Below are 17,356 nucleotides of genomic sequence, written 5' to 3' on the forward strand. Positions count from 1 at the left end.
GTCCTCACTCCCTCGTCCGGGTCAGGACCACCGCCGACTGGAAGCCCCCGAACCCGCTGCCCACGGACAGGACGCTGTTCAGCTTCCGTTCGCGGGCGACACGCGGGACGTAGTCCAGGTCGCATTCGGGGTCGGGGGTCTCGTAGTTGGCGGTCGGCGGTACGACCTGCTTGGCGAGGGCCAGTACGCAGGCGACCACCTCGATCGCCCCGATCGCCCCGAGTGAGTGCCCCACCATCGACTTGATGGAGCTCATGGGGGTGTCGTAGGCGTGCTGGCCGAGCGCCCGCTTCACGGCCGCCGTCTCGTGGCGGTCGTTCTGCCGGGTGCCGGATCCGTGGGCGTTGACGTAGTCGATCGCCGTCGGGTCCAGCCGGGCGTGGTCCAGAGCCAGGTCTATCGCCCGGGCCATCTCCAGACCCTCGCTGGTCAGGCCGGTCATGTGGTAGGCGTTGCCGAAGGTGGCGTAGCCGCCCAGTTCGCAGTACACGTGGGCCCCGCGGGCCCGGGCGTGTTCCAGCTCCTCCAGGACGAGCACGGCGCCGCCCTCGCCCATGACGAACCCGTCACGGTTGTTGTCGAAGGGCCGGGAGGCGTGGGCCGGGTCGTCGTTGTTGGGTGACGTGGCCTTGATCGCGTCGAAGCAGGCCATGGTGATCGGGGAGATCGGGGAGTCCGAGGCACCCGCTATGCAGATGTCGGCCCGGCCCTCCTCGACCGTGTGGAAGGCGTACCCGACGGCGTCCAGGCCCGAGGTGCAGCCGGTGGAGACGGTCTGTACCGGCCCTTGGGCGCCGAAACGTTCCGCCACCGCGGAGGCGACCGTACTGGGCGAGAACGCCCGGTGCAGGTGCGCCTCCGCCTCCCGGTGGTCGACGTCCCAGCGCTCGCCGTGGTTGCTCACCAGGACGTAGTCGTGCTCCAGCCGGGTGGTGCCGCCGACCGCGGTGCCCACGGACACCCCGACCCGCCAGGGGTTCTCGCGGCTCAGGTCGAGACCGGAGTCCCGGACCGCCTCCGCACCGGCGACCAGGGCGAACTGTATGTACCGGTCCGCGCGCGCGACCTCGTCCTCGTCCAGGCCGTGCGCGGCCGGGTCGAAGTCGCACTCCGCGGCTATCTGCGACCGCAGCCCCGAGGGATCGAAGAAGGTGATACCCCGGGTCGCCGTCCGGCCGTTGGCCAGCAGATCCCAGAAAGCCGGTACACCGATGCCACCCGGGGCGACGATGCCTATGCCGGTCACCGCCACACGCCGGCTCATGACCGGACCTCACCTCGGTCGTGGGCGGCACCCGCGGAGGCGGTCTCCGTGACCACCGCGGCGGCGCCGATGACGTCCGTCTCCTCCGTGTCGACGTGCCCGAGGCTCGGGCGCGGGGCCAGCGGGCCCAGGTGGAAGACGATGCGCGCCTCCACGTTGCCCACGTTCCGGAAGCGGTGCCGCATGTGGGCGGGGATCATCAGGCCCTGCTCCGGCCGGAGGGGGTGCGGTTCGCCGTCCAGGTCCACTTCCAGCTGACCGCAGACGACGTACACGAACTCCTCGGAGTACGGGTGGTAGTGCTCACCGATGCGGTCGCCGGGGTGCACGATGGCCACGCCCATGAAACCGCTGGTGGAGCCGACCGTGGTGGGGGTGAGCATGGCGCGCAGATCGCCGCCGCGCCGGGTGTTGGGCTCGACCTCGCTGAGGTCCACGATCTTCGGAAGGGGTTTGATCACGACGTTCCTCCGTGGGTGTGCTGTGCCTGACGGGGTCAGGCGTCCGGCGAGCGGCGGTCGGTGATGAGCTCCATGCGGGCGGCGTCGCCGTCCAGCAGGGACTTCAGCGGGGCCATGACCCCGGGCTCGGGCAGGGCCGCTCCGACGCCGGCGCCGGGTCGGACGTCGACCAGACGGACGACGACGTCGTCGCGCTGGAAGACCGTGCTGCGCAGGACCGGGGTGCCCGGGTCCTCGGCCGCGTCCTCGTCCGCCCGGGCCAGTGCCTCGGCCAGCCGCATCCCGCAGCCCGGCCGGGCGGGGATGTACATGGCGTGCCGCTCGCCCTCGTGCAGTTCGTCGACGCTGACGTGGTGCACGGCGGGCAGGGCCGCCCGGGTGAAGAAGACGCGCGCGGACTCGTCGCAGCTGAGGTCCCGCTCCTGCTCCAGGTAGGGGTTGATGGCCTCCTCCACCGCCCTGACCTCGGGCTGCCGGGCGACGTGGCGCAGCGCCTGGAGCAGCTCGCCGCGGACCTCGATGGCCCGTACGACCCGGTTGCCGATCATGAACAGGGAGGTGCGGACCAGACGGGTGGTCTCGTCCACATGGGTCTCGGGGGAGTCGTAGTTCGCGAGGATCTTCGCGACCTCCGGCTCGCTGCCCGGCTTGACCGTGAAGGTCAGGGCGTGGCGGATCACGCCGTCGCCGATCCGGGGGTTCTCCTGCAGGTGGCGCTCCGCCCGGTCGGCCTTCGCCAGTCCGCGGCCCATCTCGCGCACCACGTGGAAGCGCAGCGAGCGGGTGTCACGGATGCAGCTGTGCATCGGCTGCACCATCTGCACGTGCTCCTCGCTGTTCACCCAGGCGAGGAACGGAGGGGCGCTCTCCCACTCACTGGTGATGAGCCATTGGGAGGGATTCTCGATGGACTGGCACAGCTGGTCGCTGATGTGGCCGGGCACCTTGGCCACCTGGTTGCACAGTTGCTCGTATGCCTCCAGGAACTGCTGCTGCGCCCCGTCGTATACGTCGACCAGCAGGACGACCCTGAGGGTGGAGCCGTCGAACACGGACTGGGAGACCCGTTTCGACACCTGTCGCGTCAGCTGCTGCGAAACCTTTTCCGACGTAGTGGTCATGCTGCGGAATCTCCTTCTCTGGAGGCAGAGGCGAACGCCGCCGCCGATGACGCGACGTCAGCGCCTCTTGATCCTCTGCCGGTCCCCCCCGGTGCGCGACTCGCGTGAACCACGCGGGTGATAGATCACGCGGAGCCCCTTCCAGAGGGCATGAAAACTCCAAGAACTTCCCCACCCCCCACCACTGCCTCAGGAGTCCTTGATGCAGCAGAAAGCCGATCACCAGGTTCCCGTCCTCGTCGTGGGCGGCTCTCTGGTGGGCCTGTCCCTCTCCCTGTTCCTGGGCCGTCTGGGCGTGCGTCACATGCTCGTCGAGCGGCACGCCGGGACCTCGATTCACCCCCGCGGCCGCGGCAACAACGTGCGGACGATGGAGCTTTACCGCGTCGCCGGCGTCGAGCCGGACATCAGGACGGCGGCCTCCCTCCTCGCGGAGAACCACGGCATCATGCAGACGCCGACGCTCGTCGGCGACGCCGGCGAATGGCTGTTCAAGGAGATCGACCCGGGCGGCGGCCTCGCGAAGTTCAGCCCTTCGGGGTGGTGCCTGTGCAGCCAGAACGACCTGGAGCCGGTGCTCAGGAAGAACGCCGACGCGCTCGGCGGCGACCTCAGGTACTTCCACGAGCTGGAGTCCTTCGAGCAGGATGCGCACGGGGTGACGGCGTACGTCCGTGACCGCGACAGCGACGAGCTCTACACCGTCCGCGCGGACTACCTGGTCGCGGCCGACGGCCCGCGCAGCCCCGTCAGGAACCGGCTCGGCATCGGGCAGAGCGGCCCCGGCGACCTGTTCGCCAACGTGAGCATCACCTTCCGCTCCAAGCTGCTCGCCGGCATCGTCGGCGACCGGCGCTTCATCTGCTGCTACCTCACCAACCCCGAAGCGGACGGCGCGCTGCTGCCCATCGACAACAAGGAGAACTGGGTCTTCCACGCCCCCTGGCACCCGGAACACGGGGAGACGCTGGAGGAGTTCACCGAGGAGCGGCTCCAGCGGCACATCCGGCAGGCGGTCGGCGCCCCCGACCTCGACGTGGAGATCACCGGTAGGGCGTCCTGGCGTGCGGCCGAACGGGTCGCCGACCGGTACGCCCACGACCGGGTCTTCCTCGCCGGCGACTCCGCCCACGAGATGTCCCCGACCGGCGCGTTCGGCTCCAACACCGGTATCCAGGACGCCCACAACCTGGCCTGGAAGCTGTCCGCCGTCCTCGAGGGCTGGGCCGGCCCCGGGCTGCTGGAGACCTACGACGCCGAGCGCCGCCCGGTCGCCATGGCCACCAGCGCCCGTGCCTCGTCCCGCTCGGTGGAGCACAGCCACCCCGGCTTCGCCCCGGCCCCCGGTGTCGGCGGCGGCAAGCGCGGCGGCATCCTCAACATCGTCCTCGCCTACCGCTATCCGGAGGGCGCCGTCGTGGGCGCCGACCCGACCGAGCCGGTCGTCCCCGAGGGGATGCGCATGACCGCGGAGCCGGGCAGCCGGGCCCCGCACATGTGGCTGCGCCGTGCGGGCGAGCGGGTCTCCACGCTCGACCTCTACGAGCGGTCACTGGTGCTGCTCTGCGACGCCGGGTCCGACGCGGGCGAGGCCTGGCACGCCGCCGCGCGGCGCATCGCGGACGCGGACGGGGTACGGCTGGAGGCCTACCGGATCGGTGCCGGAGCACAGGCCGAGCTGGCGCTCGACGCGGAGGACGACGACTGGGCGGGAACGCACGGCACGTCGGCCGACGGGGCGGTGCTGGTGCGTCCCGACGGGTTCGTGGCCTGGCGGGCGTCGTCCGCCCCGGCGGACCCGGAGGCGGAACTGCGCCAGGTGCTGGCGTCGGTCCTGCACACCTGATCCCTGGCACTCGGTCGTACACAAGGAAGACCACCCGCGCCGGACGGCGCGGGTGGTCTTTTCCTTCGGGGGGCTGTCACCGGTCGAGGGGGCAGTCACCGGTCGGCCGCTGTCACCGGTGAGGGCGCCGCGCCCGGCCGCTCAGATCCGCACCTCGACCGTGCGGGCGAGCCGGTCGTGCAGGCCGCGGCCGTCCCGGTCCCAGATCAGGGCGGGGACGGCGAGGCACAGCAGGACCGTGCGCAGCAGGGCGCGGGCGGGGTGGGGCGCACCCGTGTCGAGGGCGATCACCCGCACTCCGAAGAGGCGCTTGCCCGGGGTGATGCCGATCGTGCCGACGGTCAGGACGCTCATGACCAGGAAGATCAGCAGGGCCCAGTTGCTGGTCGCCTGACCGTAGCCGTCCGTGATCAAGCTGTATGCGATCAAGAGGCACAGACCCCAGTCGACGGCCAGCGCGCCGAGCCGTCGGCCCGGGCGCGCGAGCGATCCCGGCCCCTGCTCCGGCAGCCCGAGCTGCTCGCCCCGGTAGCCGAAGTCCGCACCGGCGTCCTCCATGGCCGCGCGGGGGCCGGAGAGCCATGATCCGATTGCCTGCCTCTTGTCCACCCGACAAAGGTACTGCGCCCGGATTTGACCAAGGTATGCCGGGGTGGGTCCGCGTTACGGTGGAACGGAGCCGGTTAACTTCTGCGAAACAAATGGGTCACGCCCGAGAAATGACGCGTCCCTAGGGTCGGTGCAGCATGTGCCACCGCACTGGCCGCAGATACGAACTACCACCCCGGCGGGACGGTCGGGAGTAGGAGGAGCTGGATGTTCCAGAACGCCGACGAGGCCAAGAAGTTCATCGCCGACGAGGACGTGAAGTTCATCGACGTCCGCTTCTGCGACCTGCCGGGCGTCATGCAGCACTTCACGATCCCCGCTGCGGCGTTCGACGCGGGCGAGGAGCTGGCCTTCGACGGATCCTCGATCCGCGGCTTCCAGGCCATCCACGAGTCCGACATGGCGCTGCGCGCCGACCTGTCCACCGCCCGCGTGGACCCGTTCCGCCGGGACAAGACGGTCAACATCAACTTCTTCATCCACGACCCGATCACCGGTGAGCAGTACTCCCGTGACCCGCGGAACGTGGCGAAGAAGGCCGAGGCCTACCTCGCCTCCACCGGCATCGCCGACACCGCCTTCTTCGGCCCGGAGGCCGAGTTCTACGTCTTCGACAGCGTCCGCTTCAAGACGTCGGAGAACGAGTCCTTCTACCACATCGACTCCGAGGCGGGCGCCTGGAACACCGGCGCGCTGGAGGACAACCGCGGCTACAAGGTCCGCTACAAGGGCGGCTACTTCCCGACCCCGCCGGTCGACCACTTCGCCGACCTGCGCGCCGAGATCTCCCTGGAGCTGGAGCGGTCCGGCCTCCAGGTCGAGCGCCAGCACCACGAGGTGGGCACCGCCGGCCAGGCCGAGATCAACTACAAGTTCAACACGCTGCTCGCCGCCGCCGACGACCTCCAGCTCTTCAAGTACATCGTGAAGAACGTGGCCTGGCGCAACGGCAAGACCGCGACCTTCATGCCGAAGCCGATCTTCGGTGACAACGGCTCGGGCATGCACGTCCACCAGTCGCTGTGGAGCAACGGCGACCCGCTGTTCTACGACGAGCAGGGCTACGCCGGCCTGTCGGACACCGCCCGCTACTACATCGGCGGCATCCTTCGTCACGCCCCGTCGCTGCTCGCCTTCACCAATCCGACGGTGAACTCGTACCACCGCCTGGTGCCGGGCTTCGAGGCGCCGGTCAACCTGGTGTACTCGCAGCGCAACCGCTCGGCCGCGATGCGTATCCCGATCACGGGCTCCAACCCGAAGGCCAAGCGCGTCGAGTTCCGCGCCCCGGACTCCTCGGGCAACCCGTACCTGGCCTTCTCCGCGCTGCTCCTCGCGGGCCTGGACGGCATCAAGAACAAGATCGAGCCGGCCGAGCCGATCGACAAGGACCTCTACGAGCTGGCTCCCGAGGAGCACGCGGGCGTCGCGCAGGTCCCGACCTCCCTCGGCGCGGTCCTCGACCGCCTGGAGGCCGACCACGAGTTCCTCCTCCAGGGCGACGTCTTCACCTCGGACCTGATCGAGACGTGGATCGACTACAAGCGCACCAACGAGATCGCCCCGCTGCAGCTGCGTCCGCACCCGCACGAGTTCGAGCTGTACTTCGACGTGTGATCCGTACCGACGCGTAGGACGCGGTGAGGGCCGCCACCTGGAGTGCTCCAGGTGGCGGCCCTCATCCGTTGGCCCCGGAGGGGGCAGTCGCCTCCGACTCAGCGGACCACGATCACGACCGGGCTGCCGCCGTAGCCGCCGTAGCCCCCGTACCCGTACCCGCCGTAGCCGCCGAAGCCTCCGAAGTTGTTGAAGTAGCCGAAGTTGTTGTAACCCCAGCCGCCGCGGTCCCTCCAGTCGTCGCCGCCCCAGTTGGAGGGCACGTGAGTGGTGGGTGTGGCTGCCGAGGCCGTGCCGGCTGCGCCGATCGCGGCGCCACCGGCCATCAGCACGCCGATGGCGGACATGGCGAAAAGACGCCGTGCGCGTGGTGCGTTCATGGAAAGACCTTCCTTCCATCCCATCGTGCGGAGCACGAGCCGGACGGATGGCCGCAGCCGCCGCAGAAGGTACGGCGCGGTCGTCGGTGTCGCCGCCTGACTACGAGGCGTGCGTATCAGCCGCGGTCCGTGTGGCATGTGGGCTGTCGGATGTGTGCGGGGGTGTCGCCGAACGACGCGCGTCCCGGAGAGCAGCTCCCTCTCCAGGCTAAGCCCGCCCCCGATCACCCGGCATCCCCAGCCGCGGGACGGGCCGGCGGGCTCCGGGACCGGCCGCCGGGACGGCTTTTCGGGCTTCCCTCGACGGCCGTCCACGGGGGATCATCGGCGCATAGGTCCGGTGTTCGAGAGAGGTATACGGGGATGTCCGAACAGGACGACACGGAGCGGGAGTTCGATCTCCGATGGGCGGACGGCGCCGCGCACAAGGAGCCCTCGGCGCGGGCCCGGATGCTCGCGGCGCGCTGGAAGAACGACCCGCCCGCCCCGGTGCCGTTCCGCGCCGCCCCTGGCCACACGGCCCGCCGCCGGTCGTCATGGCTGTCGACGGTCGTGGTCCTCGGCTGCGTGGTCGCGGTGATCGTCCTCCTGGGCTGGATCAACTTCCGGGCTCCCTACTGAGCCGACCGCGACGGAGCCGGCCGCAGGGCCGACGGAGTGGCGAAAGGTCTTTGCCGGGGCGAGGGGCGAGGGGGACCGCGTCTTGGTGGGTGCGGGTGCACACTGGCAGTGGGCCCAGGCGATTGCTGGGGCTCTAGTGCGGGGTGATGCACATGCAGAGCCGCTTCCGGAGCGACCGACAGCTGACCGTACGGATGACGGTCACGTTGTTCCTGCTCGGATTGTTGTACGTGGCGTTCGTCGCCGCGCTGATCGTGTTGCTGAAGTCCTGGGTGCTGGTCGTGGTGATCGCGGCGGCGCTGCTGGGCGCGCAGTACTGGTTCTCCGACCGGGTCGCGCTCTTCGCGATGCACGGCCGGGTCGTGGAACGCGAGGAGTACCCGGATCTGCACGGCGTGGTCGACCGGCTGTGCGCGGTCGCCGACATGCCGAAGCCGGTGGTCGCCGTGTCCGCGATGGAGATGCCGAACGCGTTCGCCACCGGTCGCAACCCCGACCACGCGGTGGTCTGCGTGACCACCGGACTGCTGCGGCGGCTGGAGCCGGCGGAGCTGGAGGGGGTGCTCGCGCACGAGCTGTCGCACGTGGCGCACAAGGACGTCGCCGTGATCACGGTCGCGTCCTTCCTGGGCGTGATCGCGGGGCTGATCGTCCGGTTCGCCTTCTACTCGCAGCTCTTCGGCGGCGGGCGGCGCGACCAGAACACCGCCGTGATCTTCCTGGGGATCATGGGGGTCTCGGCCGCGGTGTACGCGATCAGTTTCCTGCTGATCCGGGCGCTGTCCCGGTACCGCGAGCTGGCGGCCGACCGTGCGGCGGCGCTGCTGACCGGGCGGCCCTCCGCGCTGGCGTCCGCGCTGACCAAGGTGACCGGCGACATCGCGCGGATCCCGACGAAGGACCTGCGCACCGCGCAGGCGTTCAACGCCTTCTACTTCACGCCCGCGCTCGGCCGTGGGCCGGACATCGCGCGGTTGTTCTCGACCCACCCGAGCCTGGAGCAGCGCCTCGCGCAGCTGGGGCGGATCTCCGCCGAGCTGGGCGAGGCGGCGACCCCCGGAAAGGCGTGACCATGGGGTTGCTGGACATCCTGCTCGGACGTACCCAGCCGGTCGCGCCCGATCTGGACCGGTTGTTCGCGCTGCCCTCGGCCGCGGTGACGCTGGAGGCGGCCGCGGCCTTCACACCGACCGGGCACGGCGCGGTGTGCTTCGCGACGGTCGAGGGGGCCGCGTTCGACCAGACGCACCGCGAGGTACGGGCGCTGCTGGACGCGGACACCGAGCGGACCGGGCCGCCGGTCGAGCTGGAGCGGGACGCGTACGGGTACTCCTGGCTGATCTCCCGCCGTGCCCCCGACGAGCTGCCGCAGCTCGTCAACGATCTGCACGCGGTGAACAGCTCCATGGAGATCAACGGCTTCGGCCCGCAGTTGCTGTGCTCGCTGGCCGGCTTCCGTGACGAGGCGGGACGACGGCTGGCGCTGGTCTATCTCTACAAGCGCGGCACCTTCTACCCGTTCGCGCCGCTGCCCGACGGGGGACAGCGGCGCGACAGCGCGCTCGAACTCCAGGTGAGGGCCGCGCTCGCCGGTGATCTGCGGATGGAGGAGGACCTGGGGCGGTGGTTCCCGGTGTGGGGCGCCCCAGGGCTCTGACGCGAATCCTTGCGGGGCCCGCCCCGGGGCGGGTCACTTGCTGCTCCGCTCCCGCTCCTGACGGCGGAACTCCAGCGGCCGCTCGCGGCGGTAGCGGCGCTCCCACCTGGCCTGCTGGTCACGGCGGTCGCGGTAGGCCCGGTAGCTCGTGGGCCCGGGCGCCGGAGGGGTCGAGGGGGCGGAGGTCTTCGTGGACGCGTCGCGCCCGTACCGCACGTACAGGACGAGCATCGCGACGGCGGCCAGCCAGTAGAGGTGGTTTCCGAATCCCAGGACGACCAGGACGACCGTCCCGGAGATGATGATGGTGCCCATGACGGGACTCCCCTGGGATGTGGGATCTGTGTTTGTCCGTGCACAGAGCGTAGCGTCGGAGGCAGGGGGGCCCGCATCTCCTTTTTCCCGGTGCGGGCGAGGGCGCCGTGAGTGAATGGCGCCATGAACGCCCTCTCTCCCTTCGCGTACGACCACGACGGTGCCCGGCTCGCCGGGGTGACCTGCGGCGATCCGGACGCCCCGGTGGCAGCCGTCGTCCTGCACGGTGCGGGCCGCAGCGACAAGGAACGGCTGCTGCCGCTGCTCGGCGAGTTCGCGGCGCGGGGCGGCCGGGGGGTCGCGTTCGACTTCGCCGGGCACGGCGAAAGCTCGGGCGCGCTCAGGGAGTCGAGCTTGCGGCACCGGTTCGAGCAGGCCGTGGCGGTGATCGACGCGCAGGTGCCGGCGGACCGGGCGCTGGTCCTGGCCGGCTTCAGCATGAGCGGACAGACGGTGGCGGATCTCGCCGCGCACTACGGCGACCGGGTGCGCGCACTGGCGCTGTGCGCGCCCGCGGTCTACGCGGCGCAGGCATGGGAGCTGCCGTTCGGGACGGGTGACGGGCGCTTCAGCGCCGTCATCCGGCGGCCCGGCAGCTGGCGGGGGTCGCCCGCGCTGGACGCGTTCCGGGCGTACCGGGGGCGCGCGGTGCTCGCCGTGCCGGGCACGGACGCGGTGATCCCGCCGGCCGTGACGGAGGCGGTCCAGGACGCACTGTCCTGCCGTGCCCGGTACACACGCTTCGAACTGCCCGGCGCCGATCACTCGCTGGGGCTGTGGTTCCTCGGGCACGGGGCGGACCGGCGGGCCTTCGTGACGGCGGTGCTGAGCGACCGGGGCGGCGAAGGCGCAGGTGGGGGGCCGTTGTCGGTGGGGGTCGGCAGGATGGGGTGCAGGGCGTCCTCGTGAGCGGCGGGGCGTCACGAGGGCGACACGAGCGGACGGGTGGAGGCCGGGATGGGTGCTGCGGGGTTGCCGTACGTCGGAGTGGCGCAGCGGCGGGCTCGGCTGGCGGTGCGGCATCGGCTGGCGGTGGGGGCGCGGGCCGGGCGGCCGGAGGAGATCGCCGACTCGCTCGTCGCGCTGCACGGTTCGGACCCCGCGACCGTGTACCTGGCGGTAGGGGCGCGGCTCACGGATGCGGCGGGGACCGTGACGGAGACGGAGCGCGCGCTGTACACGGACCGGACGCTGGTGCGGATGCACGGCATGCGGCACACCGTGTTCGTGTTCCCGACGGAGCTGACCGCCGTGGTGCACGCCTCCACGGGGCTCACGGTGGCGGCGCGGGAGCGGGCCTCGCTGGTCAAGGACATGGCGAAGGCGGGGGCGCCAAACGAGGCCTGGCTCAAGGAGGTCGAGGAGTCGGCGCTCGCCCTGCTGGCGCGGCGCGGGGAGGCCACGGCGGCCGAGCTGGCACGGGACGAGCCGAGGCTGCGGGAGCAGTTCGCGTACGCCGTCGGCAAGAGCTACGAGGGCGTCCACACGGTGTCGACGCGGCTGCTGCGGGTGCTGGGCGTGGAGGGCAAGGTCGTCCGGGGACGGCCGCTCGGCTCCTGGACGTCGAGCCAGTTCCGTTGGGCCCCGGCACCCGAGCACCCCGAGCTGGACGCCGCCGGGGCGCAGGCGGCGCTGCTGCGGCGCTGGCTGACGGCGTGCGGGCCGGCGACCGAGGCCGACCTCAAGTGGTGGACGGGGTGGCGGGTGACGGAGGTGCGCGCGGCACTGGCCGCGATCGGTGCGCGGGAGGTACGGCTGGACGAGGGCACGGGGTATGTCGTCGAGGCCGACGTCGATCTGGTGCCGGGTCCCGTCGCACCGTGGGCCGCGCTGCTGCCCGCCCTCGACCCCACGGCGATGAGCTGCCGCGACCGCGACTGGTTCCTCTCCCCCGAGCTGCGCCCCGCCCTGTTCGACCGCAGCGGGAACATCGGGCCGACGGTGTGGTGGGACGGCCGGGTGGTGGGCGCCTGGGCCCAGCGGCCCGACGGCGAGATCGTGTGGCGGCTGCTGACGGAGGAGGGCGTGGGCCGGGAGGCGCGCACGGCGGTCGAGGGCGAGGCGGAGCGGCTGCGCGCCTGGGTGGGGGCCACGCGGATCACACCGCGCTTCCGGACGCCGGTGGAGCGGGAGTTGGCGGCGGGGTGAGCGCGGAGGTGCGCCGGGTGCCGAGGTGCGTACCGGCACCCGGCGCACGAACTCACGGGCTCACGGGCTCAGCGCGTGTACCGCAGCAGCGCCCGCACCATGTGACACGTCGTGTCCGACGGCGGGTGGACGCCGATGAGGTCCGCGGTGCTGCGGATCGTCTCGTCGCGTGCCTGGTTCGGCACGTACACCCCCGAGTCGAGCAGCGCTATCGCAAGGCGCATGGCCTTGAGACGGCGGTTGTGGGAGATGTACCACTCGCGCGGGCGCCCCGGCGGCAGTGGCCGCTTCTCCACGGGGGCGCAGGGGAGTTCGAGCAGCACGGGGCGCTTCGCGGTGGACTGGGTCGGCAGCGGCTTCGGCTTCAGTGCGGCAGCGGGCACGGGCATCCTCCTGTCGCGGTCAGGGCGCCGGCCGGACACCCCGGCGACACCCTCGAACACTGCTTCTATTCTACCGGCCCCCACTGACAAAAGCCCCTGGCCACAAGGGCTTTCGGGGGTGCAGTGACGCACGGGGAAGACGGGTTCCGCGGGTCGTTCGGCGGCGTACCGTGGCGGTATGGAAATCTGGATCAACCCCGCCTGCTCCAAATGCCGCAGCGCCCTGAGCCTGCTCGACGCAGAGGGGGCCGAGTACACGGTCCGCCGCTATCTGGAGGACGTACCGAGCGAGGACGAGATCCGTGACGTGCTCGACCGGCTGGGTCTGGAGCCGTGGGACATCACGCGGACCCAGGAGGCCGAGGCCAAGGAGCTGGGGCTGAAGGAGTGGCCGCGGGACGCAGGCGCGCGCGACCGCTGGGTGCGCGCGCTCGCCGAGCACCCGCGGCTCATCCAGCGGCCCCTCATCACCGCGGACGACGGCACGGCGGTCGTCGGCCGTACCGACGAGGCGGTGCGGGACGCGCTCGCCCGCTGAACCCCGTCGTCAACTCCCGTGTGACGCAGGTTACTTCAACATCCTCGCGTAACCACTGAGTAACCCCGTTCGGCATCTCGTACATAGCGGCGTACGCTCCCCTACCTCCCAGGAGGCGCGCATGTCGCGCAGGAGAACCCTCAGCACGAAGAAGAAGCTGGCCCTGCTGGTCAGCGCGGCCACGGTGGCGGGCGGTGGCGCCTTCGTCATGGCGAGCACGTCGAACGCCTCGCAGACCGCGGCGAACTCGACGGCCTGCCAGGGTTTCGCCACCGCCCTCGGCAACAACCAGCGGTTCATCGCGGACCAGCGGGCCAACCCGGACGCGCAGTCCGCGGCCCGGATCGCCAACCGCGAGGCCGTCATCGCCCAGATCCAGCTCCAGCAGAAGGCCGCCGGGTGCGAGGTGGGGGAGTCGGCTCAGGGCTCCCAGGCCGCGCAGCCGGGCCAGCAGGGCAACGGGGCGGGCCAGGGCGCTGGGCAAGGGGCCGGGCAGGCGGGCGGCGGCGCCCAGCAGTCGGCGCCGCCCGCCGACGCCGCCGCCCCGGGTGACGGCGCGGGCGCCGCCGGGGAGCAGGTCTGCAACGGCTCCACGGTGACGCTCTCCGGCGAGGCCGGCGCCCCGGCCGCGTCGAGCAACCAGTTCCCGGCGGGCACCAAGCTGAAGGTCACCAACCTGGACAACAACAAGTCCACGACGGTGGAGGTCACCTCCGTCTCCGGCAGCTGTGTCCTGCTCAACAACGCCGCTTTCGAACAGGTCCGTGAGCCCGGCAAGTTCCTGATCCGCCGGGCCGTGATCGAGAAGGTGGGGTGAGGCACTGAGCCCGAGGACCCGCTGAGGCGGCATCCCGCTCAGGGCTGCCCCCGCGTATGTGTCACAGGTCCTGCCGCTCGCGGCCACGAGCGGCAGGACCTGCGCGCGGTCACCTCGCATCGCATTGCATCGCATCGCATGGCATACGAGCCGCCCACCCGTACGCGGGGCGTCTCACACGATGAGGTGGGCCGCGGCAGTGCCAGGTAACACGGGGTTCACAACCGGGCAATGATCGGGAAATCGCCTGTTGACAGGCTTCCGGACAGACAGAATGCGGCGCCCCGGTGCCGTGGCGCCGCAGCACCCGCAAGCGCGCCCAGACCCACCCCGAAGGATGTGGCCCGTGACCTTCAAGGCTGAGTACATCTGGATCGACGGCACCGCGCCGACGGCCAAGCTTCGTTCCAAGACGAAGATCATGGCGGACTCGGAGAAGGGCGCGAAGGGTGCCGAGCTGCCGATCTGGGGCTTCGACGGGTCGTCCACGAACCAGGCCGAGGGCCACGCCTCGGACTGCGTGCTCAAGCCGGTCTTCTCCTGCCCGGACCCGATCCGCGGTGGCGACGACGTGCTGGTGCTGTGCGAGGTCCTCAACACGGACATGACCCCGCACCCGTCGAACACCCGGGCCGCGCTCACCGAGGTCGCCCAGAAGTTCGCCGCGCAGGAGCCGATCTTCGGCATCGAGCAGGAGTACACCTTCTTCGACGGCACCCGCCCGCTCGGTTTCCCCGAGGGCGGCTTCCCGGCCCCGCAGGGCGGCTACTACTGCGGCGTAGGCGCCGACGAGATCTTCGGTCGCGACATCGTCGAGGCCCACCTGGAGCACTGCCTGACGGCGGGCCTGGGCCTGTCCGGCATCAACGCCGAGGTCATGCCCGGCCAGTGGGAGTTCCAGGTCGGTCCGCTGTCCCCGCTGGAGGTCTCCGACCAGCTGTGGGTGGCCCGCTGGCTGCTCTACCGCACCGCAGAGGACTTCGGCGTCTCCGCCACCCTCGACCCCAAGCCGGTCAAGGGCGACTGGAACGGCGCCGGCGCGCACACCAACTTCTCGACGAAGGCGATGCGCGAGTCCTACGACGCGATCATCACCGCGTGCGAGTCGCTCGGCGAGGGTTCCAAGCCGCTCGACCACGTCAAGAACTACGGCGCCGGCATCGACGACCGTCTGACCGGCCTGCACGAGACCGCCCCGTGGGACAAGTACTCCTACGGCGTCTCCGACCGCGGCGCCTCGGTCCGTATCCCGTGGCAGGTCGAGAAGGACGGCAAGGGCTACATCGAGGACCGCCGCCCGAACGCCAACGTCGACCCCTACGTCGTGACGCGTCTGCTGGTCGACACCTGCTGCTCCGCCCTGGAGAAGGCCGGCCAGGTCTGATCCGCTCCACCGGCGACGTGCCGGGGGCGCCCACCGGTCCGGTGGGCGCCCCCTTCGCGTCGCCGGTGCCGTCTGCTTCAATGGGCCCATGGCCGTCTTCCAGAAGTTCTCCGCGACGGGTCGCCATGACCTCGAGCCCTTCTGGCCCTCCCGTCAGCACCACGACTTCGACCGGGTGTGTTGCCGCGCGACGACCGCGCCGGCCCTCTGACGCCGTACAACCGGCCTCCGGCCAGCGCGACACGAGTACCTCCTTCGACGGACCTCTCGCGCGAGAAGAGCTGACCTCCCATGGCGATCCCCGGCCCTGTGCCCCGTTCCGTGTCCCGTCCCCTCTCCCCCGCCGCCGCTCCCGGCGGCTCCCGGCACCGGCTGCGCGCCGTCGACCGGGACGAGGTGAGAAGGGTCGCCGACCTCCTGCCGCCGGGTGCCACCTGGCTGCCCGCACCGCAGGAGGCGCTGCCCTCCCTGCCGGGCCGGCCGCCGATGGTCGGGTACCTGGTGCTCGTCCCGGCCGACCGGCAGCCGCCCTTCCTGCCGGTGCCGGCGGCCGGCGCGGGCGTCGGCGCCGATGTCGACCCCGCCACCGACGCCGCCGACCTCATCCGTGTCGACGCCCAGCGCCGCACCGCCCGGGTGGCCGGGCGGGAACTCGACCTGACGTACCTGGAGTTCGAGCTGCTCGCCCATCTGGTGGCGCACCCGCACCGGGTGCACACCCGCGACCAGCTGGTCACCACGGTGTGGGGCTACGGGCATGTCGGCGACGGCCGCACGGTCGACGTCCACATCGCCCGACTGCGCCGCAAGCTGGGCGCGGAACACCGGGGGGCGATCCTCACGGTCCGCCGGGTGGGCTACAAGTACGCGCCGCCGGCCCGCGCCTGACGGCCCGGCGCGCCCTGCGTCTGCCCTGGGCAGAGTGCGCTTCCCCCGCGCACGGGCCCCGGGGCAGAGTCACCCCCATGAGACTGCTGATGCTGGGTGGTACGGAGTTCGCGGGGCGGGCCGTGGTGGAGGCCGCCGTCGGGCGGGGCTGGGACGTGACCGTCTTCCACCGGGGCAGGCACGCGGCCCCGCCCGGTGTCCGCGAGGTGCTGGGCGACCGCACGGCGCCGCGCGGGCTCGACGGCCTGGCGGAGGGGGAATGGGACGCCGTCGTCGACACCTGGTCGGCGGCACCCCGGGCGGTGCGGGACACGGCGCGGCTGCTGCGGGGCCGCGCCGGGCGGTACGTGTACGTGTCGAGCTGCTCGGTCTACGCCTGGGCCCCGCCCGCCGGGTACACCGAGGACGCGCCGCTCGTGCAGGGCGCCGAGGCCGGCGCGGACCACACCGACTACGCCCGCGACAAACGGGGCGGCGAACTGGCCGTCGTCGAGTCCTTCGGCGCGCGCGACTCGCTGCTGGTGCGGGCCGGGCTGCTGCTCGGGCCGTACGAGAACGTCGGCCGCCTGCCCTGGTGGCTGAACCGGATCGCCCGGGGCGGGCCGGTGCTGGCGCCGGGCCCGCGCGAGTTGCCGGTGCAGTTCGTCGACGTCCGTGACCTCGCCGAGTGGATCCTGGACGGGATCGAGGGGGAGCTCGGCGGGCCGTACAACCTGACCGGTCCTCGGGGGCACACCACCATGGGTGAGTTCCTGGAGGCGTGCGTGCGGGCGACCGGGTCGGCGGCCGAGCTGCGCTGGACCGCGCCCGAGGTGGTGCTCGGGGCGGGTATCGAACCCTGGAGCGGGCTGCCGGTGTGGGTGCCGCCGGGCAGCGAGCTGCACGACGCCCTGCACAGCGCGGACGTCTCTCGCGCCCTGGCCGCGGGGCTGAACTGCCGACCGGCCGCCCACACCGTGGCCGACACCTGGCGCTGGCTGGCCGAACTCGGCGGAACGGCCCCCCAACGCCCCGACCGCCCCCCGGTGGGCCTCACCCCGGAAGCGGAAGAAAGAGCCCTGACGGGCAACGGAATCTAGTCCCTGCGGGCCGACCCGAGGCAGGGGCGAGGGGCGTGGAGGTGCGAACGGCAACGCCGGGTGAGAGGGGCAGCGGGTGCTCGGGCGGGGCGGGACGGCGCCCGGGGTACGGCGAGACGGCAGGCCGCGTGGGAGGGGCATCCGCAGGCGCTCGGGCGGGTGGGACGGCGCCGAGCCACGGGCCACGTGGCGCCGGCGCGAAAGTGTGAGGGCAGCGCCGCGACAGAG

The 17,356-nt window shown here is 71.7% G+C and carries 19 protein-coding genes; 12 read left to right on the forward strand and 7 right to left on the reverse strand.

The features are described 5' to 3' along the window. Nucleotides 1–4 precede the first annotated feature (4 nt). The 3 genes from ACIP2X_RS24780 to ACIP2X_RS24790 are packed head-to-tail and all read right to left on the reverse strand — an operon-like array spanning nucleotide 5 to nucleotide 2,846. Nucleotides 5–1,264, reverse strand: a complete 1,260-nt coding sequence (locus tag ACIP2X_RS24780; protein WP_401676533.1) for a beta-ketoacyl-[acyl-carrier-protein] synthase family protein — start codon at nucleotides 1,262–1,264, stop codon at nucleotides 5–7. Beyond that, a complete protein-coding gene (locus ACIP2X_RS24785; protein ID WP_401676534.1) occupies nucleotides 1,261–1,725 on the reverse strand; it encodes a cupin domain-containing protein in 465 nt (154 codons plus the stop codon). The genes ACIP2X_RS24780 and ACIP2X_RS24785 overlap by 4 nt, the downstream gene beginning before the upstream one ends. A gap of 35 nt (nucleotides 1,726–1,760) precedes the next feature. Continuing rightward, complete coding sequence (locus ACIP2X_RS24790) at nucleotides 1,761–2,846, reverse strand: TcmI family type II polyketide cyclase (RefSeq protein WP_401676535.1); 1,086 nt, start codon at nucleotides 2,844–2,846, stop codon at nucleotides 1,761–1,763. Nucleotides 2,847–3,048: 202 nt separating this feature from the next. On the opposite strand from ACIP2X_RS24790, the gene ACIP2X_RS24795 reads away from it, so the two are divergent. Continuing rightward, nucleotides 3,049–4,692 carry an FAD-dependent oxidoreductase gene (locus ACIP2X_RS24795; protein ID WP_401676536.1) on the forward strand — a complete coding sequence of 548 codons (1,644 nt, stop codon included), beginning with the start codon at nucleotides 3,049–3,051 and terminating at the stop codon, nucleotides 4,690–4,692. Nucleotides 4,693–4,833: 141 nt separating this feature from the next. Here the strand turns inward: ACIP2X_RS24795 and ACIP2X_RS24800 are convergent, their stop codons facing one another. After that, a complete protein-coding gene (locus ACIP2X_RS24800; protein ID WP_401676537.1) occupies nucleotides 4,834–5,301 on the reverse strand; it encodes an RDD family protein in 468 nt (155 codons plus the stop codon). 207 nt (nucleotides 5,302–5,508) lie between these two features. Here ACIP2X_RS24800 and glnA point away from each other — a divergent pair, with 207 nt between their 5' ends. Next, nucleotides 5,509–6,918, forward strand: coding sequence for a type I glutamate--ammonia ligase (gene glnA / locus ACIP2X_RS24805; protein WP_401676538.1), 1,410 nt, complete (start codon nucleotides 5,509–5,511; stop codon nucleotides 6,916–6,918). A gap of 98 nt (nucleotides 6,919–7,016) precedes the next feature. Here glnA and ACIP2X_RS24810 read toward each other — a convergent pair whose 3' ends face one another. Next, a complete protein-coding gene (locus ACIP2X_RS24810) occupies nucleotides 7,017–7,298 on the reverse strand; it encodes a hypothetical protein (RefSeq protein ID WP_401676539.1) in 282 nt (93 codons plus the stop codon). A gap of 363 nt (nucleotides 7,299–7,661) precedes the next feature. Between ACIP2X_RS24810 and ACIP2X_RS24815 the strand changes: the two genes are divergently transcribed. The 3 genes from ACIP2X_RS24815 to ACIP2X_RS24825 all read left to right on the forward strand — a co-directional run bounded on the left by ACIP2X_RS24815 (nucleotide 7,662) and on the right by ACIP2X_RS24825 (nucleotide 9,576). Next, nucleotides 7,662–7,919, forward strand: coding sequence for a hypothetical protein (locus tag ACIP2X_RS24815; RefSeq protein ID WP_401676540.1), 258 nt, complete (start codon nucleotides 7,662–7,664; stop codon nucleotides 7,917–7,919). 152 nt (nucleotides 7,920–8,071) lie between these two features. Beyond that, nucleotides 8,072–8,989, forward strand: a complete 918-nt coding sequence (gene htpX, locus ACIP2X_RS24820) for a zinc metalloprotease HtpX (RefSeq protein WP_401676541.1) — start codon at nucleotides 8,072–8,074, stop codon at nucleotides 8,987–8,989. A 2-nt stretch (nucleotides 8,990–8,991) separates the two neighbouring features. Continuing rightward, entirely contained in the window at nucleotides 8,992–9,576 is a 585-nt protein-coding gene (locus ACIP2X_RS24825) for a hypothetical protein (RefSeq protein ID WP_401676542.1), read from the forward strand. A 33-nt stretch (nucleotides 9,577–9,609) separates the two neighbouring features. On the opposite strand, the gene ACIP2X_RS24830 is transcribed toward ACIP2X_RS24825, so the two are convergent. Further along, nucleotides 9,610–9,891, reverse strand: a complete 282-nt coding sequence (locus ACIP2X_RS24830; RefSeq protein ID WP_401676543.1) for a hypothetical protein — start codon at nucleotides 9,889–9,891, stop codon at nucleotides 9,610–9,612. 123 nt (nucleotides 9,892–10,014) lie between these two features. Here ACIP2X_RS24830 and ACIP2X_RS24835 point away from each other — a divergent pair, with 123 nt between their 5' ends. Further along, nucleotides 10,015–10,800 carry an alpha/beta hydrolase gene (locus ACIP2X_RS24835; RefSeq protein ID WP_401676544.1) on the forward strand — a complete coding sequence of 262 codons (786 nt, stop codon included), beginning with the start codon at nucleotides 10,015–10,017 and terminating at the stop codon, nucleotides 10,798–10,800. 48 nt (nucleotides 10,801–10,848) lie between these two features. Further along, nucleotides 10,849–12,039: a winged helix DNA-binding domain-containing protein gene (locus tag ACIP2X_RS24840; RefSeq protein WP_401676545.1), complete on the forward strand. Its 1,191-nt coding sequence runs from the start codon at nucleotides 10,849–10,851 to the stop codon at nucleotides 12,037–12,039. Nucleotides 12,040–12,107: 68 nt separating this feature from the next. On the opposite strand, the gene ACIP2X_RS24845 is transcribed toward ACIP2X_RS24840, so the two are convergent. After that, nucleotides 12,108–12,422, reverse strand: a complete 315-nt coding sequence (locus ACIP2X_RS24845) for a hypothetical protein (protein ID WP_401676546.1) — start codon at nucleotides 12,420–12,422, stop codon at nucleotides 12,108–12,110. A 178-nt stretch (nucleotides 12,423–12,600) separates the two neighbouring features. On the opposite strand from ACIP2X_RS24845, the gene ACIP2X_RS24850 reads away from it, so the two are divergent. The 5 genes from ACIP2X_RS24850 (at nucleotide 12,601) to ACIP2X_RS24870 (ending at nucleotide 17,128) form a co-directional block, all read left to right on the forward strand. Next, nucleotides 12,601–12,960, forward strand: coding sequence for an arsenate reductase family protein (locus tag ACIP2X_RS24850; RefSeq protein WP_401676547.1), 360 nt, complete (start codon nucleotides 12,601–12,603; stop codon nucleotides 12,958–12,960). A 121-nt stretch (nucleotides 12,961–13,081) separates the two neighbouring features. Further along, entirely contained in the window at nucleotides 13,082–13,777 is a 696-nt protein-coding gene (locus tag ACIP2X_RS24855; protein ID WP_401676548.1) for a hypothetical protein, read from the forward strand. A gap of 346 nt (nucleotides 13,778–14,123) precedes the next feature. Beyond that, on the forward strand, nucleotides 14,124–15,161 hold the full coding sequence (gene glnII / locus ACIP2X_RS24860) for a glutamine synthetase (RefSeq protein ID WP_401676549.1): 1,038 nt from the start codon (nucleotides 14,124–14,126) through the stop codon (nucleotides 15,159–15,161). Nucleotides 15,162–15,452: 291 nt separating this feature from the next. After that, complete coding sequence (locus ACIP2X_RS24865; RefSeq protein ID WP_401676550.1) at nucleotides 15,453–16,049, forward strand: winged helix-turn-helix domain-containing protein; 597 nt, start codon at nucleotides 15,453–15,455, stop codon at nucleotides 16,047–16,049. Nucleotides 16,050–16,126: 77 nt separating this feature from the next. After that, nucleotides 16,127–17,128 carry an SDR family oxidoreductase gene (locus ACIP2X_RS24870; RefSeq protein ID WP_401676551.1) on the forward strand — a complete coding sequence of 334 codons (1,002 nt, stop codon included), beginning with the start codon at nucleotides 16,127–16,129 and terminating at the stop codon, nucleotides 17,126–17,128. Nucleotides 17,129–17,356: the final 228 nt, after the last annotated feature.

This window comes from Streptomyces sp. NPDC089424 (assembly GCF_044749345.1).
GTDB lineage: Bacteria > Actinomycetota > Actinomycetes > Streptomycetales > Streptomycetaceae > Streptomyces.